The sequence below is a fragment of the Vibrio owensii CAIM 1854 = LMG 25443 genome, assembly GCF_000817815.1.
GTDB classification, from domain to species: Bacteria; Pseudomonadota; Gammaproteobacteria; order Enterobacterales; family Vibrionaceae; genus Vibrio; species Vibrio owensii.
Window position 1 is genome coordinate 1 of sequence record NZ_JPRD01000040.1, and the last position, 23,172, is coordinate 23,172.

Here is a 23,172-nt window from a genome sequence, read left to right on the forward strand (position 1 = left end):
AGTGAACGGCATTAGAGCGTGATGCTCGGTCTTTTTTAATTTTGTGTAAACGCATTGGTAAATGACACGCTGCGAATTTTGTACTGCTGTTGGTAAGCCAAGATAAAATCTTTAATGGCGTCATTGACGGGGAATACGCAATGGACGTCGAGCCCTTCCAGAAAATGGTTATCCGCCATATCCCAAAAGCTTTGAAGTGAATTGCAAATAATGGTTCTCATAACAGTGCTCATCTTATTCATTTTAAGAGTAACAACTGTCCTTGATGCGTCATGCAGCGCGATGGAGCTCGCTCTGCACTTTAGGGTGAACAATATTCACCTAGATCCATTTGTAAGTTGATTAAAAACCAACCGTTTGTCGCGCAGAGTATAACCAACCATGTGTATATTGAAAAGGTTAAATTGCGACCAATGTCAATGTAAAGCTTTGCATAATGATATAGACACTGAATAAATAACGTTTTGTTATTCTTCAGAGATCTAATGCCAGAATCTTCGATTTACGTTGGAAGTTATACAGCCCTTGTTTTGCTCCCGGAAGGTAATCAACATTCACTTCATAGAAGCCTTGTTCTCTAAACCAATGCAGGCTGTGTGTGGTCAGCACAAAGATCTGATTGATGTTGTCTGATTTTGAACGATGCTTCATATAGTTCAGTAGCAATAACCCACGGTTTCCATCACGATAGTCTGGGTGGATCGCCACACAAGCCATCTCTGCTTTTTGCTCTTCGATATATGGGTACAAAGCCGCACAACCGATGATCAAGCCGTCTTTTTCAATGATGGTGAACTTATTGATTTCTTGCTCAAGTTGTTCGCGAGAGCGTCTTACTAGCACGCCTTGTTCTTCTAATGGGCGAATCAGGTCTAAAATACCGCCAATATCATCGATGTCCGCTTCACGTACCTGCTCGGCACTGGCCATTACAACCTGTGTACCGATACCATCGAAAGAGAACAATTCTTGGATGAGTGCGCCATCAACTTTGTAACTGATTAGGTGGCTTCTTGGCACACCAGCACGGCAAGCCGAAATCGAGCCTTTGAGAAAACGTAATGTTCCAGAGTTATAGTCGGAATCTGGTGAGGTGTCAGCCATGAGTTTTGTGATGACATGCTCGGCTTCAATAGGGAACAATTCCGCGACGGCGTTACCATTATCATCAATAACCCCTTGCTCAGAGCAGAAGCCAATCAATTTATCCGCACCAAGCTTAATCGCTAGCTGAGTCGCGACTTCTTCTGAGGGAAGGTTGAAGCATTCCCCTGTCACTGAGCTGGCGATTGGGCCGAGTAATACAATTGAGCCTTGATTGAGGGTGCGGTGGATTGCATCGGTATCGATTCGACGAATGCGTCCGCTGTGGCAATAGTCGACACCGTCATCCACACCGAGTGGCTGAGCAATGACAAAGTTGCCGCTCACAACGTTAAGCTGGGTACCCGCCATTGGCGTGTTGTTAAGGCTCATGGATAAGCGCGCGGTAATGGCCAGTTGAAGCTGTCCTGCGGCTTGCATAACTACCGAAAGCGCAGCTTCATCTGTGATTCGAACGTTTTTGTGGTATGGCGTAGTAAGGTCTTGTTTTTCTAGTAGTTGGTTGATCTGTGGTCTGGCACCATAAATAACGACGACTTTAATACCAAGGCTGTGCATTAAAGCAATATCATTGATAATGTTACCAAAGTTTTTATCGGCAACCGCTTCACCTCCTAGCATTAATACCATGGTTTTTCCACGGTGAGCATTCACATAAGGTGTGGATTGACGGAATCCTTTAACCAGAGCAGTACTACGAATTTTCACTACAGCCATTCCTTGTGTTTATTTATGCTTTAATATTGTCTTTTTATTCAAAGGTTAGCAAGGTAATTTTTTGGAATAAAGCACAAACATCGTGAGCGTGATGCTTGGTTGTGTTTGGTCGATGGGGGTACAATGTTCCCGTCTAGTTCAAACACGTGAGCCTCATGTCTTCAGTTGTAAATAAGAATGCTGCGATCGCTGCTCAATCAGAGCAAAATATCTCTACAAAATCGCCACTTCGTAAATGGATCGAACGTTCGCTTATGCTAACGGCGATCGTAGGAACGATAGTTGTATTTATGATGTATGGTGATTTGATCACACGCTATATCAATCCACCAGTTTCTAAGTCTGTGATTTATGGCAAGTGGGTAGAGCAAGACGTGGCGCCATATGCTCGTGAAGAGTTTATTCTTAGTGAGCGTGGTGTAACGGTGAGAGGGTCAACCGTGGCGACGGATTTCGAATTTGATGGTGATACGCTTTCTTATAAGGTCGGCTCTACAGTGCGTCGATTTGACTTCCTCGATCAGCATCATTCTGAAATGAAGTTGGATTCAAATGCCCACTATCTGCCCGTTTTTCACCTAGAAGGTCATTCGAACCTAGCTATTCGCTAGCGCTTCATATTCGTAAGATTCTTTCTATAACTGCTCGCTGGGTCTCAGTGTGAGAGGGCTGGCGTTTTCGGGTATCTTAAAATTCCTGCCACTTCCATCAGACATTGTCCGGACAATCGTTTGATTACATTGCTGTTATTATCCTCAACCCAGTTTAAATGGATAAATTGGCAGCAAACCAAGCCTTCGCCTTATCGCTGATACACTTTGTCGCAGCTTTTCAATTGCGTCGTTTGCATTTGTTTGCCATCCTTTTGCTATCTTCTTTTATGGAAAAAACACGTGTTTAAAAAACTCCTTCCTATTGTCTCTTTAAGTCTGCTATTTGGTTGTGCGGCTGAGCCAGAACAAAACCTACTTGCTAAGCAAGATTACGATGGCGAGTTTTCGCATATCTTGAACAAAGCTGATGTCGTTGAATCCAACAAGCCACAAGATTTCACTGAGTTCAACAAACAAGCAGAACAGGTTGTGACTAAGTCGCCTTCAATGGCAAAAATGTATCAGCCACTTTACGAGAAGTTGAGTGAATGGGCATTGCAGAGTGGTGACACGACTGCGCTCAGTGCTTACGGCATTCAAGCCGCGCAGCTTGGTGGTGGTGATAAGAAGGGCAACGTGTTGTTCACAGGCTATTTCTCTCCTGTGATGGAATTGCGTCATCAACCGAATGAAACATATAAGTACCCGGTTTACGGCAAGCCAAAATGTAGCTCTGATTGCCCAACACGTGCGGAAATTTATAACGGTGCGCTTGAGGGACAAGGTCTGGTATTGGGTTACGCACCAAACCGTATTGATCCATTCATGATGGAAGTGCAAGGCAGTGGCTTTGTTCATTTCGAAGATGACGATACGCTGGAATACTTTGCTTACGCAGGCAAGAACAATAAAGCGTACGTGAGTATTGGCCGAATTCTAATTGAGCGTGGTGAAGTGCCACGTGAAGAGATGTCACTCAAAGCCATCAAAGACTGGGTGATGAAGAATGATGAAGCAACGGTTCGTGAGTTGCTAGAGCAAAACCCTTCTTATGTATTCTTTGCTCCACAAGCGGATGCGCCAGTAACGGGCTCTGCAGGTATTCCACTATTACCAATGGCATCGGTAGCAGGCGACCGCTCGATTCTACCTATGGGCACGCCAATTTTGGCGGAAGTGCCATTGCTTAATAAAGACGGTACATGGAGTGGGGCGCACCAGCTTCGTCTTCTTATTGTGTTAGACACTGGCGGCGCGGTGAAGCAGAACCATCTTGACCTATACCACGGTATGGGACCACGTGCCGGTACAGAAGCGGGTCACTACAAGCACTTTGGTCGAGTGTGGAAGTTGGGCTTGGAAAACACGCCAACGCAAGCACCTTGGGCTTTGCCGCCAGAGAAGTTACAATAGCCGCCTAGCGAGAGGAATCACCTCTCATCATCTAGACATTTCCTCAAAGAGTGCGTATAAGTCGCACTCTTTGTTTTTCTATCGATCATCTGGAACTTCAATATGCGTGAACTCGATACTCCGGCATCTGACAGCTATAACCAACGTTTTGGTGGCACTCGTCGTCTCTACGGCAACAGCGAAGTAGAAATCCTTCGTGCTGCACACGTGTGTGTGATTGGTATTGGTGGTGTCGGTTCATGGGCGGTAGAAGCGCTCGCACGTACTGGTATTGGTGAGTTGACGCTTATCGATATGGATGACGTGTGTGTGACCAACATTAACCGTCAAATTCATGCGATGACTGGTACGGTTGGTCAAAGCAAAATTGAAGTGATGGCAGAGCGCGTTAAGCTGATTAACCCAGAGTGTAAGGTCAATCTGATTGACGATTTCATCACGCCAGATAACCAGCACGAGTACTTGAGCAAAGAGTTCGATTACGTGTTGGATGCGATCGATAGCGTAAAAGCAAAGGCGTCTCTACTGGCTTACTGTCGTAGCAATAAGATCAAAGTGATCACAACCGGCGGTGCTGGTGGTCAAATCGATCCAACCCAAATCATGGTGGCGGATCTGACTAAGACTATCCAAGATCCACTGGCTAAGAAGATCAAAGACACATTGCGTCGTCATCATAACTTCCCGAAAAATCCAGCGCGTAAGTTTGGTATCGATTGTGTGTTCTCCACCGAGCAATTGAAGTACCCACAAGCCGATGGTTCAGTATGTGGCGTGAAATCGACAGCAGAAGGTCCAAAACGTATGGACTGTGCGAGTGGTTTTGGCGCGGCGACGGTTGTAACTGCAACGTTCGGTTTTGTTGCGGTATCACGCATCGTTGAAAAGCTGATTCAAAAGCATAAGAAGTAATTCAGAGAAGAGAGCGCATCATGACTGATTTTCCTGTCTCGCCGTTTGGCACTGACATCACCAGTGAAGACATCGCCGCAACCATGCAGCAATTTAAAGGTTGGGAAGACCGCTACCGTCAGGTGATTCAATGGGGTAAAAAGCTGCCTCAAATGCCTGAAGAGCTTAAATCAGAGCAAGTAACCGTATCTGGTTGTGAAAGCCTAGTATGGTTGGTAAGTAAAGAGCAAGAAGGTGTATGGCACTTCTGTGCTGATTCTGATGCGCGTATCGTTCGTGGTCTAATTGCCTTGGTGATGGCGGCTTACGATGGCAAAACGGCAGAGCAAATCCAAGTGTTTGATATTGATGCTTACTTTGAAAAGTTGGGTTTAATTGCTCACCTAAGCCCATCGCGTGGCAATGGTTTGAAAGCGATTGTTGAGCAGATCAAAATGCAGGCTCAGTAGTTGGCGTTAGTTAAAATCGCACAAAGAACAGAATAAAGAAAAAGGGTTGAAGCCCAACGGTTTCAACCCTTTTTCTATAAATCTACAGTGGTATTTTTATTGTTAAAGCATATCGACCGCTTTCTCGACTGCTGCAATCAGCTTCTCAACATCTTCTAACGTATTGTAGATGCCAAAAGAAACGCGCACCGTGCCTTTGACGTTAAGCGCATCCATCAGAGGATGAGCACAGTGATGCCCTGCACGAACAGCGATACCTTGTTGATCAAGCAGCGTTGCAATGTCTTGGTGGTGAACGCCATCCATTACAAAAGTAAGCACTGAAGCATTCGGCTGATAACCGAGGATTTGAATGTCATCCAATTGGCTTAGTGCTTGGTAAGCCTTGTTCTGCAGAGAATGCAGATGTGCCTCTACTGCGGTTTGATCGAAGCCTTGGTACCAATCGATGGCTTTCGCTAGCGCAATCGCGCCGGCGACGTTCGGTGTACCCGCTTCAAACTTACCTGGCAAGGCAGAGAAGGTAGTCTTCTCGAACGAGACTCTTTCAACCATTTTGCCGCCGCCGTGCCATGGTGGCATCGCTTCTAACAGTTCAAGCTTGCCATACAGTACGCCAATCCCAGCAGGTGCATACAGCTTGTGGCCAGAGAAGACATAAAAGTCGACATCGAGCTCTGCCAAGTTCAACTGTTCATGAACAATACCTTGTGCACCATCGACAACAACAACAGCGCCTACCGCATGTGCCATGGCGATGATTTTCTCGATAGGTTGACGAGAGCCCGTCACATTGGTGATTTGTGCACACGCTACGATTTTACAGCGCTCCGACAACACTGCTTCAAACGCATTGATGTCGAATTGGCAATCGGAGGTCATCGGAACTTTAACGATTTTCGCGCCCGTTTGCTCCGCGACAATTTGCCAAGGCACGATGTTGGCGTGATGTTCCATTTCACTGATTAAGATTTCATCACCCGATTGGAGTGTGCTACGAGCATAAGTTTGCGCGATGAGATTTAGTGCTTCGGTTGCGCCTCGAGTCCAAATGATTTCTTTTGAACTGCTCGCCCCAATAAAATTCGCAACAGTTTCACGAGCCGCTTCAAATTGGCTGGTCGCGTTGGCTGTTAAGCTGTGACTGCCACGGTGCACGTTAGCATTTTGTGCACTGTAGTAACGGCTAATCACATCAATCACGCACTGCGGTTTTTGCGTTGTTGCTGAGCTATCAAGGTAAACCAAAGGCGATTGGTTTACGTCTTGATTTAGGGCTGGGAACTGTTCGCGTACAGCGTTTACGTCAAACATTATTCGTCACCGAATTCGTGATAATGCAGTGTCGGGATAGTAACTAACGGCTCTGCGACCATCCATCCATGCTCTTTACCAGAAAGTTTGATAATGATTTCCATCGCGAACTCAAGTGCGGTTCCTGGTCCCTGACTTGTCAGTAGGTTGTGATTCACATCCATGGTGACACGTTTAGCTCGCCATTTGTCTTCCGGAATATGAGATTGGAAGCTTGGATGGCATGTCATCAAGGCTTCTGGGTAAAGGTTGTGATGTTGCAAAACCAAGGCAGGAGCTGCACAAATTGCCGCAACCAGCTTACCTTCGTACATGTGCTGTTTCAGGATCTCAATCATGATGGTGCTATCACGGAAGGTTTCTGCGCCTCCAACACCACCAGACAGAACAATCGCATCAAACTCGTCATCGGCAATATCGACCAGCTTGCAATCCGCGGTAAGTGTCACGCCTCGAGACGCTTTCATAGTTAGTGCACCATCGAAATCTGCGCTTGCGACTGTGACGTCATAGCCTGCTCGAACCATCAAGTCGATAACGGTTACTGCTTCCATTTCTTCTGTGCCCGGCGCGATAGGTACTAAGATCTTTTTATTCATTGTTCTGTCCAGCTTTGTTCAATCTGTTTGATGCGTTGATAGAGTTTGGCGTTCTCTGGCGTACTAATGTGATGCTTTTCAGCAGCTTTCAGCAAATAGCCGGTAATAAAATCAATTTCGGTGCGACGCTGGTGATAAACATCTTGTCTCATTGAAGAGTAGTTGGCTGCTGTTGCGTTCACCACTTGCATAACAGTGGTGTGAAGAGAATCAAAATCGACCTTTATCCCTTCTTTATTCATTACCTCTACCAACTCGCGAGCGATGTTCGCCAACTCGGTGGCAAATTCGGGAGCGGCAAGCTCACCATTTTTACATTGATGAATGGCCGTCAGGGGGTTGATAGCACAGTTGATCGCAAGCTTGGTCCACAGTGCGGCGTTGATATTTGGGTTCCAATTCACCTCTGGCAAAGCGTGATTCATCACCTCCGCTAAGAAGTCACATTGAGCACCTTTAGTATTAAAGCCACCTAGTTGAGTATTTCCCTGACCAGTATGCAGAACCTGCTCTTTACTTGCTTTGTAAGCACCGTGTGTTGTTGTGGCAACGATTAATGGGTTATCAGCAAGTTTGGTTTCGATGAGTTGTGCGGTTCCCATTCCGTTGTGCATCAACATTATGATGGTGTCAGTGTTGATATAAGGAAGAAGAGGCTTAATCGCGGTTTCCACTTGCCATGCTTTTACTGTCACAACAATCAGATCTGCACTTTGAACAGAAGGGATGTGCTGATTAGAAAAATTGATTGCTGGATGGTCATCAAGTTGGAGCGACTGCTCGCTGTTTGAGCTTCTTCCCCACAAGGAAACATTGTGTCCAGCAAGTTTGAATTTAGTTGCCCAAAGTGAGCCAACGGCTCCTGGACCTAAGATGAGAATATTCACCAAACGCTCTCATTAAAAAGGTTTGCTGCAAGGATAATGAGGGAAAAAAGGAAAGCAAATAAAAATGGCACCAAGAGGCGCCATTTTTGGGGAACTTATCGGTTCTATTAGAACTTGTAAGTTACAGCAACGTAGTGTGCTACGCCTGAAGAGTCAACAGTTTGAGTCCATGGTAGTGCTTTACCATCTTCAAAGCCGTATACGTCTTTGTATAGTTTCAGGCCGTAACCAACTGCGAAACGATCAGAGTGCCAGTAAATACCGTTAAACATAGCACCGCCGTTTGACGTGTTAGTGTTGAACTTGTTGCCTTCTTTGTCTTCCATACCAAATTGGTAATCGATGTAACCTTGGTAAGAAATGAATGAACCGTTCTCGAAGAAGTAGAATGGTTTGAACCAGTTAGTCGAGATTTGGAAACCGTTCCAATCTTTGTTGTTGCCGTAGTATGAACCGTATAGGTTTAGGCCTACTTTACCCAACCAAGGAACCATTACGTCAGAACCTAGACCGATTTTTTGGTTGTTTACGCCAGAGTTACCACCCCATTCCATAAGAGTTGCAACGTATAGCTCTTGAACTGGACCGAAAGACAGGTCTTTACCAGTTAGTGCGTCCAGAGACATACGTGGAGCGAACTTCATGAAGATTTTTTCTGCGCCAGCTTTGTCGCTGCCCGGGTCAGAAGCTAGGTTGAATACGTCAACGTAACCGTATAGGTCGAAGATACCAGAGCGACCGCCGAATTCCATCTCTAGGTAATCGTGGCTAGATTCTGGACCTGCACCTTTCTCATCGAATGCACCCATTAGGTTGAACTGCATCCACTTGTAATCGTTCTTGTGGATATCGCCGTCTGAGTAGTCAGCAGCCATAACTGGAGCTGAAGTAGCCGCTAGAAGGCTAAGAGCTAAAAGTGATTTACGCATAAGGGGACTCTCTATGTTTGTAATGATTCAGAACACGCAATCTGTGCTGCGCTTTCCAATTGGCGGGAATAATAGCGATAAAAATCCCAAATGAAAGTGATAAAGGATGCAAAAATGAAGGTTTTTCGTGAGCCTTGTCACGAAACAAGTTTATTTCACGGAACTTTTTGTTTGTTGCATTGATTTGCAATAAATATGTGACGTATGTCGTTTGCGTAATCGTTTTTATGACTTTTTAAGCCAGTCGATTAACCAACACAAATCGTTAGTGATCTGACTAATAGGCCATTCGTATCAGTTGAGGAACCAAAGAGGACGTTTGAATGAAAGAAGTCATGTTATTCCCATTAACCTCAGTCGTTTTACCAGAAGGCAAAATGAATCTGCGTATTTTTGAACCTAGATACAAACGCATGGTGAAAGAATGCAGCCTCCAAGATTCAGGTTTTGGCGTTTGTCTCGTTGGTAATGACGGCGATCCGAAAGCTGTGGGAAACGTGTCATCCATCGGAACCTTGGTCACCATCGTTGATTTTGAAACACTCAGTGATGGGCTTCTTGGCATCACCGTAGCGGGAGAGAGACGTTTTATTGTCAAAAGGGTGAGGGCTGATTCTGATGGCCTTCGCCACGCGGAAGTAGAGTGGTTAGATAATTGGCAAGAGCCAAGGTCTCATCCCGACTTCCTCTATTTAAGTCATCAACTCGCTCATGTGTACGAACAATTTCCTCAATTAGGGACGCTTTACCAACACCGCTTTTACGACGATCCATCATGGGTCGCCCAAAGATGGCTTGAACTTCTCCCACTAGATTGTGAGCTGTTTGAGCAGTTGGTTGGAGCAGAAGATTGTCTTCCTGCACTGCACTTTCTTAATGATGCCATAGAAGCCCCACTTCAAAGAGAGACTAGGATATGAAAGGACTTACAAAAACTGCAGTAACTTTGGTTGCTGTGCTAGGGATTGCTGCGTGCGGGTCAGACAGTGACTCGATTGAGTATTCGAATTTGCAAGCGGTACATGCCTCTTCTGATGCGCCTCTTGCAAATGTATGGATTAACGACCAAGCCGCTTTGACGGGCGTCGATTATGGTGTTGGCTCTGGTTACGTGATGCTACCTGAAGGGGCAAACTCAGTTCAGGTTGATGTGCAGTTGCCAGGCGGAGATGTCGCGACGGTCGTAGACAAAACAACGCTCGATCTGGACTCGGATCTTAATTATACCGCATTTGTTGTGGGTGACGCTTCTGGAACACCAAACCCTGTTGAACCTCTTATCGTGACTCGAAGCGCGACTTCCATGGCTGATGCAAACAGTTTAGATGTTCAGGTGGTACATGCTGCTTCTGGCGTGCCAGCTGTTGATCTTTACGTCACTGAACCCGGTGCAGCGTTAGCAGACTCGTCACCGATTACTAATCTAGCGTATAAAGCGTCGACAGATGTGCTGAATATTCCTGCAGGCGATTATCAAGTGAGACTAGCTGTGGGTGACACAGTAGCGTTTGACTCGGGAACCATTCCTCTTCCAGCCAATGCTAACTTGACGATTGCTGCTATCAAGACGGGGGATTCCAACAGCACTTCTCCGGTGAAGTTAATGGTATTGGATGGTTCTGGCTCTTCTATACTTGAAGATACGGGAAGCCAAGCAGAAGTGCGCGTTGGTCATTTAGTAGATGGTGCACCTGTTGTTGATGTTCATGTTGACGGTGCTGCGTTTGCTCCGCTTGCGGATCTGGAATTTAAACAAATTCGTGGTTACTTGGACCTTGCGCCAAAAGCATACGATATTGATGTGTTCGTTGATGGTACAACGACGGATCCAATTATCGATGTTGACGGATTAGAAGTGAAAGGCGGTATGGATTACAGCATCTATGCAGTTGGCGTTGTAGACCCTGCAATCGCAATCGAACCGCTTGTAGTCGAAGACATGCGCCGTGCAGTCGCAACCAGCGCAACGTTAAATGTTACGCACGCAGCAGCGAATCCAGTGGCTGAAATGGTAGACATCTATCTCACAACCAGCGCAGGAATCGACGGAAGTGATCCAGCAATAGCAAACTTCGCGTATAAAGATAGTGTGCAAGGCGTGTACGTTGACGAAGGTTCTTATTTTGTCACTGTGACAGTGGCGGGAGACCCAAATACAGTAGCGATTGATTCTGCACCTGTAACGGTAATGAACGGCGTCGTATATCAAGTAGTCGCCATTGATGATGGCAATAACGGTGGCTTCAATCTTATTGTTGATGACATCACCGACTAGGACGAAAGGGGGAGGGGGAAACTCCTCCCAATGATTAAGGCTGATTATGATGAGTGAAAGCCCACAAAAGCTCGGGCGAAGCGAATGGAACGATTATATGGACAAAGTGAAAGCGCGAGACAAAGACGCTTTTGCCTTCGTATTTCGTTTTTATGCACCAAAGCTTAAGCAGTTCGCCTACAAACATGTTGGTAATGAGCAAGTTGCAATGGAAATGGTGCAAGAAACCATGGCGACTGTTTGGCAAAAAGCTCATTTATATGACGGCACAAAAAGTGCCTTGTCGACATGGATCTATACCATCATCCGTAACCTTTGCTTCGATCTTTTAAGGAAACAGAAAGGTAAGGATTTACACATTCATTCTGATGACATTTGGCCGTCAGATTACTACCCACCTGATTTGGTTGACCATTATTCACCTGAGCAAGACATGCTCAAAGAACAGGTAGTCAAATTTTTAGACATACTGCCGAAAAACCAAAGAGAAGTACTCCAAGCGGTGTACCTTCAAGAACTTCCACACCAACAGGTAGCAGAGTTGTTCGACATACCTTTGGGCACCGTAAAGTCTCGCTTGAGGCTAGCGGTAGAAAAGCTAAGGCATTCGATGCATACGGAGCAATTATGAACAAACATCCAGACAAAATATTGTTAGAGGCATATGCTTCGGGAAGTATTGATGCGGTTTCTGGTCTGGTGGTTGCCACTCACCTAGAAACTTGCCCTAAATGCCGAGCTTATGTCAATCAACTAGAAGCGGCTCAGGCCAGTGCGGTGAACGATATACCATCTGTTTACGACTCTGAGTTCGATAGCATGTTTAACGACATCATCACTGCAGAACCAACGTCTGACAGCATCATCATTAGAGATGTCGCCAAAGTCATGGTCGCAGGCAAAGATTTCAAACTACCGAAAACACTGAGCCGTTTTTCAGACTTGGTGGGCGAATGGAAGAGCTACGGGGGTAAAGTCTACAGTGCGCAAGTTGATTTAGGGGAAGAAGCGCGCGTCAACCTGATGTACATCAGCGAAGACGTAAGAATTCCGCAGCACACGCATAAAGGTCAGGAATCAACGCTAGTTTTACACGGTGGTTTCAGTGATGAGGACGGGCATTACGAAGTTGGGGATGTACTCGTACGAGATGCATCTGTAAAACATAGCCCATTCACCAAGCCTGGCGAAGATTGCTTATGTCTAACTGTGTTGACAGAGCCAATGATCTTCACCCAAGGCGTCGCCAGAATATTCAATATGTTTGGCAAGGGAATGTACCCGTAAATATTTAACGGTCAAAAAAACCACCGAAGTCGGTGGTTTTTTTCAACTGTTTTTCTTTAGTCTCTTTGCCTTGCTTTTTCGAGTAGCTCGGTAAAGTAATGGCGTAAAGAATAGAGCATGATCAAACTTGGAACGACCATGACTGCGGTAATCGCAAAGAATGTTGTCCAGTCATTCAGATAATCAACTAATTCGCCGCTGAATGATGCCAGCGTCGTTCGTCCAAAGTTACCCAGTGAAGCTAGTAACGCGTATTGAGTCGCTGAGAAAGCTTGCCCAGTCAAAATCGTTAAGAACGAAACAAAAGCGACGGTCGAGAAAGCAGTCGTAAAGTTATCGACAATGATGGTTGCTAGGAACAAGTGTTCGTTCGGGCCCACCTTCGCAATCCAAGCAAACATCAAGTTACTTGCCGCCATGGCGATACCGCCAATCATCAGGCCACGTACAATACCAAACTTAACGTTGAACATGCTGCCAACAAAGGTGAACAGCATGGTCGCGCCCCAGCCAATCAGTTTCGAGTAGTAACCAATCTGTTCGTTGCTAAAACCAATCTCTTTGTAGAAGGCGATCGACATACGTCCTAAGAAGGCTTCACCAATCTTGAATAGGAAAACAAACAAAAGCAGGGTGATGGCAACACGAACGCCATTTCGGTTAAAGAAGTCTAAGAAGGGTTCTACAACCGTTACAGTAAACCAAGCCACTACTTTAGAACCAACTACCTCTTTATGGCGTTGCTCCGCTTCAGATTGAAGTTGCTCTCGTTGAGTTTTCGGTTCACCGACCAATAGAGTAAAAATCATCAGTAAAACGACAATAAACGCCATCCCGTAGTAGACACCGTTCCAACCGATACTGTCAGCGTTGATGAAAGCTAAGTAGCCCGGTAAGGAATAACCTGTCCACCAACCAATCACCGCCATAGCTGAAGCTTGCGGAAGCTTCGATTGCTCCGTTTTAGGGAAAGTATCGATACGAAAGGCATCAATGGCAATATCTTGTGTTGCGGAAGCCGTAGCAATACACAGCGCAAGAAGTGACGTTAACATCAGGTTTTCTGCTGGGTTTACGCCGGCAATAAACAGCGTGGCAACTAAGACGATACTTTGGCATAAGAAAATCCAACTACGTCGCTGTCCCAACAAACGATGCAAAACAGGCAATTTGACGCGATCGACCAATGGCGCCCACAGAAAGTTGATCGCGTAGACCGCGAATACACTACCAAAGTAGCCGATTGCAGAAAGTGTTAAGCCAGCATCTTTCAGCCAGCCTGACATATTTGAACCGATAAGCACCCATGGAAAGCCGCTGGAACAGCCAAGCATGAAAACCCAAAGCAGGCGTTTATCGAGGTAACTTTTTACCGTTTCCAACCAAGTGATGGAAGGTAATGAAGACATAAATCAATCCGTTAAAATAGAGCCACTAAAAGAGAAAGCCCTTCGAATATTCAAAGGGCTTATGGTTTTGGCTATTTGAGTAGTGTTGCTTTGGTGATGACGATTTGCGTCTCTGGGACATCGCGCATGCGACCGATAGATTTGGTTGGCTGAGCGGCCATTTTTTGAATGACATCGAAGCCTTCAGTGACTTTGCCAAATACGGCATAACCAGGTGGACGAGCGCCATAGTTTAAAAAGTCATTGTCCACGAGGTTAATAAAGAACTGGCGCGTTGCAGAATCAGGAGCGTTTGTACGTGCCATCGCGATGGTTGCACGGTCATTGTTCAAACCGTTGTTACCTTCGTTTTTGATTGGCGCATAAGTCTTTTGCATCTGCATATCTTGGTTAAAACCGCCACCTTGCGCCATAAAACCAGGAATCACACGATGGAAAATCGTACCTTCGTAGCTGCCGTCTTCCACATATTTAAGAAAGTTAGCGACAGTAATCGGTGCTTTTTCTTCATTGAGTTCAACAGTGAAGTTACCTAGCGTGGTTTCAAACGCCACTTTAGGACCAGCAAAAACGCTGCAGCTTAATAGCGCGAGAGAAAGAATGGCTTTGCGTAGCATTAGAATCGCTCCTGCATGTATTGACGAAGCTCAGGATCATTCGCGATTTCTTTCAAAGTAAGAGCAACAACATCATTAAGAGTTTGCTCAATATCAGAGTCTGAAGCGCTTAGTGTGCCTGAACGTTTAGCAGTACCAGTATAGGTCTTAACTAGCTTGCCTTGCGGAGTTTCTGCTGTGATTTCTAGAACCACTTTTGCATCCATCTCGTTTTCCATTACAGAGTGCTTCACGTTTACTAACGCTTCTTGTACTTCAAGTTCGATTGAGTTGTCGCTGTTCAGATCAGAATGGAAACCTTGAGAAGAGAATTGCTTCTCCAATGCTTCTTCAAGAGAAATACGTAGGTTCTGTTTCGCGTGAAGTGGCAAAATGTTTGAGCGACCGTTGTCGACTAGCGCAACGTATTGTGCGGCGCGCACATCTTTACTGGTTAGGCTGTAGCTTTTACCTTGCACGATAGGGTTAGTGCTTAGCGTTGTTTCAGGCATCAGGTTCAGTTGAGGTTGCTGTTGTGGCGCTGAACATGCAGCAAGCAAGGCAACCGAAGCCGCTAGTACCAGTTTTTTCATCTTATTATTCCTTTTAAACATTTTGCTAAAGTCAGGACTTTATTGCTTAGCGCCTAATTTAGCAGGATTTTTCGTTGCCTGTAAAATCACGAACTTATTGTTAGAAGCGACTAATTTCACATTTTTGTCGCCGAATAGACGTTTCAGCTTTGCATCGTAACCAAGGTGACGGTTACCTATGACCAATAACTTCCCACCTTGGTTCAGAATTTGTTTTGAGTCACAGAACATTTGCCAAGCGATATGGTCGGTAATGGCCTGTTGCTGATGGAAAGGTGGGTTACACATCACCATACATGTGCTTTCAGGTTTGAAGTCGTCTAAACAGTTGTTCGCGATACATTCAAAATCTCGGCCTTCACCTAAGTTAGCAATAAGGTTTTGTTTTGCAGACTCCACTGCCATAAAGCTCTCATCAACACAAGTTAGGTGAGCTTTTGGGTTTAACTGCCCCATTTTGATGGACAACACACCATTGCCACAGCCCAAGTCGATAATGTTTTTCAACTCAGGATCTTGAGGTAGGTGCTGCAACATAAAGCGTGCACCTAAATCCAAGCTTTCACCTGAGTAAACATTTGGCAGGTTTTTCAGTTGAATGTTCTCTCCGTCTACGCCCCAAACTGTCATCGGATCTACGGCATGGATTGGCTGCGCGGTTGCATGAGAAAACACCAAACGATGCTTTTTCCATGCAAGGGAGGTGGTGGTTTCACCTAAGTGTTTTTCGAAGAGCTTCAGAGTAGAAGTGTGGATCTCTTTGGCTTTGTTCACCGCAATAATAGGGCAAGAGGTCGGAAGCGATTTACGTAATTGACTTAACAACCAAACCAAATGGCGGTTGCTTTTCGGCAATTGCATCAAAACCAAATCTGTATTCTCAGGGATCTCATCCATCGTACTGAGAAAGGCAACGTGCTTACATTGGTTATCTTCGAGGTTTTGTTTGGCACCTTTATGAGAAATAAAAGAGTCACTCATCAATGTGACATTATGTTTCTCTGAAAACCAGCATGCCAACGCGCCGAAATTATCATTGATAACCACGATGTTTTGATTCTCTGGCAGCGCTAATTCTTCTACGTGATTGATAAGGTACTCATCACCCGCATCCCATGCTTGAAGAGTCTCATTGGAGCGCTTTGGGAAACGATGTAGCGTGAGGCTACGATCGTGAAGGTCTAATTCGGTTTTCATAACTAAACGTAAGTGGATTTGGAAATTAGTGATTATTGTCGCAAATGATGAAGATTCAAGATACAAAAAGCTGTCAAATTTACTGATTTTCACAGGCTTTTAGCGAACTGTGTGGATTATGAGAAGCTAGAGCAAGGAGGTTTCGTTGATTTCATTTGTCAAACTAGAGTATATACTTACCGGACTAGTATCGATGAGGACTGAATATGATCCAAGAAATCATAGAAAAGAAACTGCATAGTGAGCTGCAACCTAATTATTTGAAAGTGATCAATGAGAGCTACATGCACAATGTTCCGCCGGGTTCTGAGAGTCACTTCAAAGTGATTGTTGTCAGTGATGCGTTCGCGGGTCAGCGCCTTATTGGTCGACATCGTCAGGTGCACACAGTGCTTGCAGATGAACTCGATAATCACATCCATGCGTTGGCGATTCATACTTACACCAATGAAGAGTGGAAATTAGAGCAAGATGGCGCGCCAGATAGTCCTATGTGTATGGGTGGCGGTCGTTAAACCGACTTTAACTCGCTGATTTGAAAAAGATGGTTTCGGCCATCTTTTTTTGTTTTACATCTTTTCGGGATTAAAATGTGGCACAAATGAAGGTTAAAAAATGTGTTAACAGTGTTTCAACAAATGAATGAAAATTAATGCATGTTTCAAAGCGTGAATGTTTTATTTCCATGACAGATGCAAGGGATTTGGCATTTGTGCGATGGGTCAAAGTTATGACTATTCTTTAACCTTTTACACTCGATTCTACCGAAATAAACCCACCTTTCCTAAGATTGGTCATGGCATCAAGTTCCCAAAAAATGCTAGACTACCGCACCTGATAAATCTCGCCTAATATTTGTGACGAGATGATTAATAGGATGTTGCGATTTTGATGTTTTAAACAGCATCGAAACCGGACACTGATGTCGTGTCTAAAAGTTACGCAATCAAAAGAATCTTTTTCCCGATAAAAGTAGTGCAAGTGCGTATGATTACAATAAAGAAGGGCTTGGATCTTCCTATCGCAGGAACTCCATCCCAGGTGATTAATGATGGTAAGACCATCAAAAAAGTCGCCTTGCTTGGCGAAGAGTACGTTGGCATGCGTCCTACCATGCATGTCCGCGTTGGTGATGAAGTGAAAAAAGCGCAAGTTCTTTTTGAAGACAAAAAGAACCCTGGCGTTAAGTTCACAGCTCCAGCAGCCGGTAAAGTGATCGAAGTTAACCGTGGCGCTAAGCGTGTTCTTCAATCTGTAGTGATTGAAGTGGCAGGCGAAGAGCAGGTGACATTTGATAAGTTCGAAGCAGCTCAACTAGCAGGTCTAGATCGCGAAGTGATCAAGACTCAATTGGTTGAATCTGGCCTTTGGACCGCTTTACGTACTCGTCCGTTCAGCAAGGTTCCAGCAATCGAATCAAATTCTAAGGCTATCTTTGTAACTGCGATGGATACTAATCCACTAGCAGCTCAGCCTGAGTTGATTATTAATGAACAACAAGAAGCATTCGTTGCCGGTCTAGACATTCTTTCAGCCCTGACAGAAGGCAAGGTTTACGTATGTAAATCTGGCACTAGCTTGCCACGCTCTTCTCAGTCTAACGTAGAAGAACACGTCTTCGATGGCCCTCACCCAGCAGGTCTTGCTGGCACCCACATGCATTTCCTATACCCAGTAAATGCACAAAACGTGGCTTGGAGCATCAACTACCAAGACGTTATCGCGTTCGGTAAGTTATTCCTTACTGGTGAGCTATACACAGATCGTGTTGTATCTCTTGCTGGTCCTGTAGTGAATAACCCACGTCTTCTTCGTACTGTTGTAGGTGCTTCTCTTGAAGACCTAACTGACAGCGAATTGATGCCAGGTGAAGTTCGTGTGATTTCAGGCTCTGTACTTTCTGGTACTCAAGCGTCTGGTCCACATGCTTACCTTGGTCGTTACCATCAGCAGGTTTCTGTCCTGCGTGAAGGTCGTGAGAAAGAACTGTTTGGCTGGGCTGTTCCTGGCAAAAACAAGTTCTCAATCACGAAATCTTTCCTGAGTCACATCTTTAAAGGTCAGTTGTTCAACATGACAACGACAACTAACGGTAGTGATCGTGCAATGGTTCCAATTGGCAACTACGAGCGTGTAATGCCACTTGATATGGAACCTACTTTGCTACTTCGCGATCTATGCGCAGGCGATACAGACAGTGCTCAAGCACTGGGTGCGCTTGAACTGGATGAAGAAGATCTAGCATTGTGCACCTTTGTATGTCCTGGTAAATACGAGTACGGTCTGCTACTTCGTGAATGCCTAGATACCATTGTGAAGGAAGGGTAATCCATGCTTAAGAAATTCATAGAGGATATCGAGCATCATTTTGAACCAGGCGGCAAACACGAAAAATGGTTTGCACTGTACGAAGCAGCGGCAACGCTTTTCTACACGCCAGGTCTAGTAACAAAACGTAGCTCGCACGTCCGTGATAGCGTTGACTTAAAACGTATCATGATCATGGTTTGGTTCGCGGTATTCCCAGCAATGTTCTGGGGTATGTACAACGCGGGTGGCCAAGCTATCGCAGCACTTAACCACATGTACGCTGGTGATCAACTAGCGACAGTTATCTCTGGTAACTGGCACTACTGGCTAACAGAAATGCTTGGCGGCACCATCGGTGCGGAAGCAGGCGTTGGCAGTAAAATGCTACTAGGTGCGACTTACTTCCTGCCAATCTACGCGACAGTATTTATTGTTGGTGGTTTCTGGGAAGTGCTTTTCTGTATGGTGCGTAAGCACGAAGTGAACGAAGGTTTCTTTGTAACTTCTATTCTATTCGCACTTATCGTTCCACCAACGCTACCTCTATGGCAAGCGGCACTAGGTATCACATTTGGTGTTGTTGTAGCTAAAGAGATCTTCGGTGGTACAGGTCGTAACTTCCTTAACCCTGCACTTGCAGGTCGTGCTTTCCTATTCTTCGCTTACCCAGCTCAAATCTCGGGTGATGTAGTATGGACAGCAGCTGACGGCTTCTCTGGTGCAACTGCTCTTAGCCAATGGGCTCACGGCGGTAGCGGCGCGTTGATCAACAACATCACTGGCGCTCCTATCACTTGGATGGATGCTTTCATCGGTAACATCCCAGGTTCAATTGGTGAAGTATCGACGCTTGCTCTAATGATCGGTGCAGCGATGATCGTTTACATGCGAATCGCTTCATGGCGCATCATTGCTGGTGTAATGATCGGTATGATTGCAGTATCGACACTGTTCAACGTGATCGGTTCTGACACCAACCCAATGTTCAACATGCCATGGCACTGGCACCTAGTTCTAGGTGGTTTTGCATTCGGTATGTTCTTCATGGCAACAGACCCAGTATCCGCTTCATTTACCAACGGTGGTAAGTGGTGGTACGGCATCCTAATCGGTGCAATGTGTGTGATGATCCGCGTAGTTAACCCAGCTTACCCAGAGGGTATGATGCTGGCGATTCTATTCGCGAACCTATTCGCACCTCTGTTCGACCATGTAGTTATCGAGAAGAACATCAAGCGGAGACTAGCACGCTATGGCAAGTAATAACGACAGCATTAAAAAGACGCTGGGTGTTGTTATCGGGTTGAGCCTTGTTTGTTCAATCATCGTATCAACAGCGGCAGTAGGCCTGCGTGATAAGCAAAAAGCTAACGCTGTCCTAGATAAGCAATCAAAGATTGTAGAAGTTGCTGGCATTGAAGCTGACGGTAAAAAAGTACCTGAGCTATTTGCTGAGTACATTGAACCTCGTCTAGTTGACTTCAAAACAGGTGATTTTGTTGAGACTGCGGGTGACGGTTCTACAGCAGCTAACTACGACCAACGTAAAGCAGCGAAAGATCCATCTGAGTCTATCAAGCTAACGGCTGAAGAAGACAAAGCTAAGATCCTACGTCGTGCTAACACAGGTATCGTTTACCTAGTGAAAAGCGGTGATGAAGTATCTAAAGTTATCATCCCTGTTCACGGTACTGGTCTTTGGTCAATGATGTACGCATTCGTTGCGGTTGAAACTGACGGTGACACTGTGTCTGGTATCACTTACTACGAGCAGGGTGAAACTCCTGGACTTGGTGGTGAAGTAGAGAACCCAGCATGGCGTGCTCAATTCGTTGGCAAGAAACTATTCGACGAGAACCACAAACCAGCAATCAAGATTGTTAAAGGTGGTGCTCCAGAAGGTTCTGAACACGGCGTTGACGGCCTATCTGGTGCGACACTAACTGGTAACGGTGTTCAAGGTACATTCGACTTCTGGTTAGGTGACATGGGCTTTGGTCCTTTCCTAGCAAAAGTTCGTGACGGAGGTCTGAACTAATGTCTAGCGCACAAAACATTAAAAAGAGCATTATGGCGCCGGTGTTGGATAACAACCCAATCGCGCTACAGGTTCTTGGTGTATGTTCTGCTCTTGCAGTAACAACTAAACTAGAAACAGCATTTGTAATGACACTAGCGGTAACATTCGTAACTGCACTGTCGAACTTCTCTGTTTCTCTAATCCGTAACCACATTCCTAACAGTGTGCGTATCATCGTTCAAATGGCGATCATCGCATCTCTAGTAATCGTGGTAGACCAAGTGCTTAAAGCATACCTATACGATATCTCAAAACAGCTATCGGTATTCGTAGGTCTGATCATTACGAACTGTATCGTAATGGGTCGTGCTGAAGCGTTCGCGATGAAATCTGCGCCAATCCCATCTCTAATCGATGGTATCGGTAACGGTCTTGGTTACGGTTTCGTTCTTATCACTGTTGGTTTCTTCCGCGAGCTATTTGGCTCAGGCAAACTATTTGGCCTAGAAGTACTACCTCTAGTGAGCAACGGTGGTTGGTACCAGCCAAACGGCCTGATGCTACTTGCACCATCAGCATTCTTCTTAATCGGTTTCATGATCTGGGCTATCCGCATTATCAGACCTGAACAAATCGAAGCGAAGGAGTAAGGACGTCATGGAACATTACATCAGTCTGCTAGTTAAATCGATTTTCATCGAAAACATGGCACTGTCTTTCTTCCTAGGTATGTGTACTTTCCTTGCCGTATCTAAGAAAGTTAAGACCTCTTTCGGTCTAGGTGTTGCAGTTGTGGTAGTACTAACTATCGCGGTTCCTGTGAACAACCTAGTTTACAACCTAGTTTTGAAAGAGAACGCGTTAGTTGAGGGCGTAGACCTTAGCTTCCTAAACTTCATCACCTTTATCGGTGTAATTGCGGCACTTGTACAGATTCTAGAGATGGTTCTTGACCGTTTCTTCCCACCTTTGTACAACGCGCTAGGCATCTTCCTACCGCTGATCACAGTAAACTGTGCGATCTTCGGTGGTGTATCTTTCATGGTACAACGTGACTACAACTTTGCTGAATCTGTTGTTTACGGCTTCGGTTCTGGTGTGGGCTGGATGCTAGCAATCGTTGCTCTTGCAGGTATCCGTGAGAAGATGAAGTATTCAGACGTACCTCCTGGTCTACGTGGTCTAGGCATCACGTTCATCACTGTAGGTCTAATGGCGTTAGGCTTCATGTCTTTCTCTGGTGTTCAACTGTAAGTCGGGTAAACCGCAACAATTAAGGAATAGTCAATGGACATTATTCTTGGTGTAGTGATGTTTACTCTGATCGTACTTGCGCTAGTACTAGTGATTCTTTTCGCTAAGTCTAAGCTTGTACCAACAGGTGACATTACAATTTCTGTGAACGATGACCCTTCACTGGCGATCGTTACACAACCAGGTGGTAAGCTACTATCTGCGTTAGCTGGTGCTGGCGTATTCGTATCTTCTGCTTGTGGTGGCGGTGGCTCTTGTGGTCAGTGTCGCGTAAAAGTTAAATCAGGTGGTGGTGACATCCTACCTACCGAGCTTGACCACATTACTAAAGGTGAAGCACGTGAAGGTGAGCGTCTAGCGTGTCAGGTTGCAATGAAAACTGACATGGACATCGAACTTCCTGAAGAAATCTTCGGCGTTAAGAAGTGGGAATGTACTGTTATCTCTAACGATAACAAAGCAACATTCATCAAAGAGCTTAAGCTACAAATCCCAGATGGCGAATCAGTACCTTTCCGTGCTGGTGGTTACATCCAGATTGAAGCGCCAGCTCACCACGTTAAATACGCTGATTTCGATGTACCTGAAGAATACCGTGAAGATTGGGACAAGTTTAACCTGTTCCGCTACGAGTCTAAGGTAAACGAAGACACGATCCGCGCATACTCTATGGCTAACTACCCAGAAGAGCACGGTATCATCATGCTTAACGTGCGTATCGCTACGCCGCCGCCTAACAACCCAGACGTACCACCTGGCATCATGTCATCGTTCATCTGGTCTCTGAAAGAAGGCGACAAGTGTACGATTTCTGGTCCATTTGGTGAGTTCTTCGCGAAAGACACTGACGCTGAAATGGTATTCGTTGGTGGTGGTGCAGGTATGGCTCCAATGCGTTCTCATATCTTCGACCAGCTAAAACGTCTGCACTCTAAGCGTAAGATGTCATTCTGGTACGGTGCACGTTCTAAGCGTGAAATGTTCTACGTAGAAGACTTCGACGGCCTAGCGGCTGACAACGATAACTTCGTATGGCACTGTGCACTGTCTGACCCTATGCCAGAAGATAACTGGGATGGTTACACTGGCTTCATTCACAACGTTCTTTACGAGAACTACCTACGTGATCACGAAGCGCCAGAAGACTGTGAATACTACATGTGTGGTCCACCTATGATGAACGCTGCTGTAATCGGCATGCTAAAAGATCTAGGTGTAGAGGATGAAAACATCCTACTAGATGACTTCGGTGGTTAATTCCTCCAAGTGATTGAATCTATGGCTAGCTCTCTAAGAGCTAGCCATTATTTTTTG

The 23,172-nt window shown here is 45.4% G+C and carries 25 protein-coding genes; 15 read left to right on the top strand and 10 right to left on the bottom strand.

Annotation, left to right across the window (positions count from 1 at the left end):
- Positions 1 to 35: 35 nt before the first annotated feature.
- Both H735_RS19395 and argA read right to left on the bottom strand, forming a co-directional pair.
- Positions 36 to 221, bottom strand: coding sequence for a hypothetical protein (locus H735_RS19395; protein WP_009707458.1), 186 nt, complete (start codon positions 219 to 221; stop codon positions 36 to 38).
- Between the two features lie 253 nt (positions 222 to 474).
- Positions 475 to 1,812: an amino-acid N-acetyltransferase gene (gene argA / locus H735_RS19400; RefSeq protein ID WP_020195465.1), complete on the bottom strand. Its 1,338-nt coding sequence runs from the start codon at positions 1,810 to 1,812 to the stop codon at positions 475 to 477.
- A gap of 164 nt (positions 1,813 to 1,976) precedes the next feature.
- On the opposite strand from argA, the gene H735_RS19405 reads away from it, so the two are divergent.
- The 4 genes from H735_RS19405 (at position 1,977) to csdE (ending at position 5,188) form a co-directional block, all read left to right on the top strand.
- The gene (locus H735_RS19405) at positions 1,977 to 2,432 is read left to right on the top strand and encodes a DUF2850 domain-containing protein (protein WP_005436607.1); all 456 of its coding nucleotides are present in this window, start codon (positions 1,977 to 1,979) and stop codon (positions 2,430 to 2,432) included.
- A 282-nt stretch (positions 2,433 to 2,714) separates the two neighbouring features.
- On the top strand, positions 2,715 to 3,827 hold the full coding sequence (gene mltA, locus H735_RS19410; RefSeq protein ID WP_020195467.1) for a murein transglycosylase A: 1,113 nt from the start codon (positions 2,715 to 2,717) through the stop codon (positions 3,825 to 3,827).
- Between the two features lie 102 nt (positions 3,828 to 3,929).
- Positions 3,930 to 4,739, top strand: a complete 810-nt coding sequence (gene tcdA / locus H735_RS19415; protein ID WP_005427322.1) for a tRNA cyclic N6-threonylcarbamoyladenosine(37) synthase TcdA — start codon at positions 3,930 to 3,932, stop codon at positions 4,737 to 4,739.
- A gap of 20 nt (positions 4,740 to 4,759) precedes the next feature.
- Positions 4,760 to 5,188: a cysteine desulfurase sulfur acceptor subunit CsdE gene (csdE, locus tag H735_RS19420; RefSeq protein WP_020195468.1), complete on the top strand. Its 429-nt coding sequence runs from the start codon at positions 4,760 to 4,762 to the stop codon at positions 5,186 to 5,188.
- A 102-nt stretch (positions 5,189 to 5,290) separates the two neighbouring features.
- Here the strand turns inward: csdE and csdA are convergent, their stop codons facing one another.
- The 4 genes from csdA to H735_RS19440 form a co-directional block, all read right to left on the bottom strand.
- Positions 5,291 to 6,502, bottom strand: a complete 1,212-nt coding sequence (gene csdA / locus H735_RS19425) for a cysteine desulfurase CsdA (RefSeq protein ID WP_020195469.1) — start codon at positions 6,500 to 6,502, stop codon at positions 5,291 to 5,293.
- Positions 6,502 to 7,101: a DJ-1 family glyoxalase III gene (locus tag H735_RS19430; protein WP_005436618.1), complete on the bottom strand. Its 600-nt coding sequence runs from the start codon at positions 7,099 to 7,101 to the stop codon at positions 6,502 to 6,504. Before H735_RS19430 ends, csdA begins: the two co-directional genes overlap by 1 nt.
- Complete coding sequence (gene panE, locus H735_RS19435; RefSeq protein ID WP_020195470.1) at positions 7,098 to 7,988, bottom strand: 2-dehydropantoate 2-reductase; 891 nt, start codon at positions 7,986 to 7,988, stop codon at positions 7,098 to 7,100. The genes H735_RS19430 and panE overlap by 4 nt, the downstream gene beginning before the upstream one ends.
- A gap of 107 nt (positions 7,989 to 8,095) precedes the next feature.
- A complete protein-coding gene (locus H735_RS19440; RefSeq protein WP_012128732.1) occupies positions 8,096 to 8,917 on the bottom strand; it encodes a nucleoside-specific channel-forming Tsx family protein in 822 nt (273 codons plus the stop codon).
- 323 nt (positions 8,918 to 9,240) lie between these two features.
- On the opposite strand from H735_RS19440, the gene H735_RS19445 reads away from it, so the two are divergent.
- Genes H735_RS19445 through H735_RS19460 form a run of 4 tightly spaced genes read left to right on the top strand, consistent with a single transcriptional unit; the run spans position 9,241 to position 12,479 of the window.
- The gene (locus H735_RS19445; RefSeq protein ID WP_020195471.1) at positions 9,241 to 9,837 is read left to right on the top strand and encodes an LON peptidase substrate-binding domain-containing protein; all 597 of its coding nucleotides are present in this window, start codon (positions 9,241 to 9,243) and stop codon (positions 9,835 to 9,837) included.
- The gene (locus tag H735_RS19450) at positions 9,834 to 11,192 is read left to right on the top strand and encodes a DUF4397 domain-containing protein (RefSeq protein ID WP_020195472.1); all 1,359 of its coding nucleotides are present in this window, start codon (positions 9,834 to 9,836) and stop codon (positions 11,190 to 11,192) included. The genes H735_RS19445 and H735_RS19450 overlap by 4 nt, the downstream gene beginning before the upstream one ends.
- 46 nt (positions 11,193 to 11,238) lie before the next feature.
- Positions 11,239 to 11,823, top strand: a complete 585-nt coding sequence (locus H735_RS19455; protein WP_005529413.1) for an RNA polymerase sigma factor — start codon at positions 11,239 to 11,241, stop codon at positions 11,821 to 11,823.
- Positions 11,820 to 12,479 carry a ChrR family anti-sigma-E factor gene (locus H735_RS19460; protein ID WP_020195474.1) on the top strand — a complete coding sequence of 220 codons (660 nt, stop codon included), beginning with the start codon at positions 11,820 to 11,822 and terminating at the stop codon, positions 12,477 to 12,479. The genes H735_RS19455 and H735_RS19460 overlap by 4 nt, the downstream gene beginning before the upstream one ends.
- 56 nt (positions 12,480 to 12,535) lie before the next feature.
- Here the strand turns inward: H735_RS19460 and H735_RS19465 are convergent, their stop codons facing one another.
- The 4 genes from H735_RS19465 to H735_RS19480 form a co-directional block, all read right to left on the bottom strand.
- A complete protein-coding gene (locus H735_RS19465) occupies positions 12,536 to 13,888 on the bottom strand; it encodes an AmpG family muropeptide MFS transporter (protein ID WP_020195475.1) in 1,353 nt (450 codons plus the stop codon).
- Positions 13,889 to 13,959: 71 nt separating this feature from the next.
- Complete coding sequence (locus H735_RS19470; RefSeq protein WP_020195476.1) at positions 13,960 to 14,505, bottom strand: peptidylprolyl isomerase; 546 nt, start codon at positions 14,503 to 14,505, stop codon at positions 13,960 to 13,962.
- Positions 14,505 to 15,077, bottom strand: a complete 573-nt coding sequence (locus H735_RS19475) for a YajG family lipoprotein (protein ID WP_005436640.1) — start codon at positions 15,075 to 15,077, stop codon at positions 14,505 to 14,507. Before H735_RS19475 ends, H735_RS19470 begins: the two co-directional genes overlap by 1 nt.
- Before the next feature lie 39 nt (positions 15,078 to 15,116).
- Entirely contained in the window at positions 15,117 to 16,274 is a 1,158-nt protein-coding gene (locus tag H735_RS19480) for a methyltransferase (RefSeq protein ID WP_020195477.1), read from the bottom strand.
- A 206-nt stretch (positions 16,275 to 16,480) separates the two neighbouring features.
- Between H735_RS19480 and bolA the strand changes: the two genes are divergently transcribed.
- From bolA to nqrF, 7 genes are all read left to right on the top strand, one after another.
- Entirely contained in the window at positions 16,481 to 16,789 is a 309-nt protein-coding gene (gene bolA, locus H735_RS19485) for a transcriptional regulator BolA (RefSeq protein WP_005436644.1), read from the top strand.
- A gap of 472 nt (positions 16,790 to 17,261) precedes the next feature.
- Entirely contained in the window at positions 17,262 to 18,602 is a 1,341-nt protein-coding gene (locus tag H735_RS19490; protein ID WP_032803016.1) for a Na(+)-translocating NADH-quinone reductase subunit A, read from the top strand.
- A gap of 3 nt (positions 18,603 to 18,605) precedes the next feature.
- Positions 18,606 to 19,847, top strand: a complete 1,242-nt coding sequence (locus H735_RS19495) for an NADH:ubiquinone reductase (Na(+)-transporting) subunit B (protein ID WP_005436648.1) — start codon at positions 18,606 to 18,608, stop codon at positions 19,845 to 19,847.
- Positions 19,837 to 20,622, top strand: a complete 786-nt coding sequence (locus H735_RS19500; RefSeq protein WP_009707443.1) for a Na(+)-translocating NADH-quinone reductase subunit C — start codon at positions 19,837 to 19,839, stop codon at positions 20,620 to 20,622. The genes H735_RS19495 and H735_RS19500 overlap by 11 nt, the downstream gene beginning before the upstream one ends.
- Complete coding sequence (locus tag H735_RS19505; RefSeq protein ID WP_005436651.1) at positions 20,622 to 21,254, top strand: NADH:ubiquinone reductase (Na(+)-transporting) subunit D; 633 nt, start codon at positions 20,622 to 20,624, stop codon at positions 21,252 to 21,254. Before H735_RS19500 ends, H735_RS19505 begins: the two co-directional genes overlap by 1 nt.
- A 7-nt stretch (positions 21,255 to 21,261) precedes the next feature.
- Positions 21,262 to 21,858 carry an NADH:ubiquinone reductase (Na(+)-transporting) subunit E gene (gene nqrE, locus H735_RS19510; RefSeq protein WP_005436652.1) on the top strand — a complete coding sequence of 199 codons (597 nt, stop codon included), beginning with the start codon at positions 21,262 to 21,264 and terminating at the stop codon, positions 21,856 to 21,858.
- 33 nt (positions 21,859 to 21,891) lie between these two features.
- Positions 21,892 to 23,115, top strand: a complete 1,224-nt coding sequence (nqrF, locus tag H735_RS19515) for an NADH:ubiquinone reductase (Na(+)-transporting) subunit F (protein ID WP_009707442.1) — start codon at positions 21,892 to 21,894, stop codon at positions 23,113 to 23,115.
- Positions 23,116 to 23,172 lie beyond the last annotated feature (57 nt).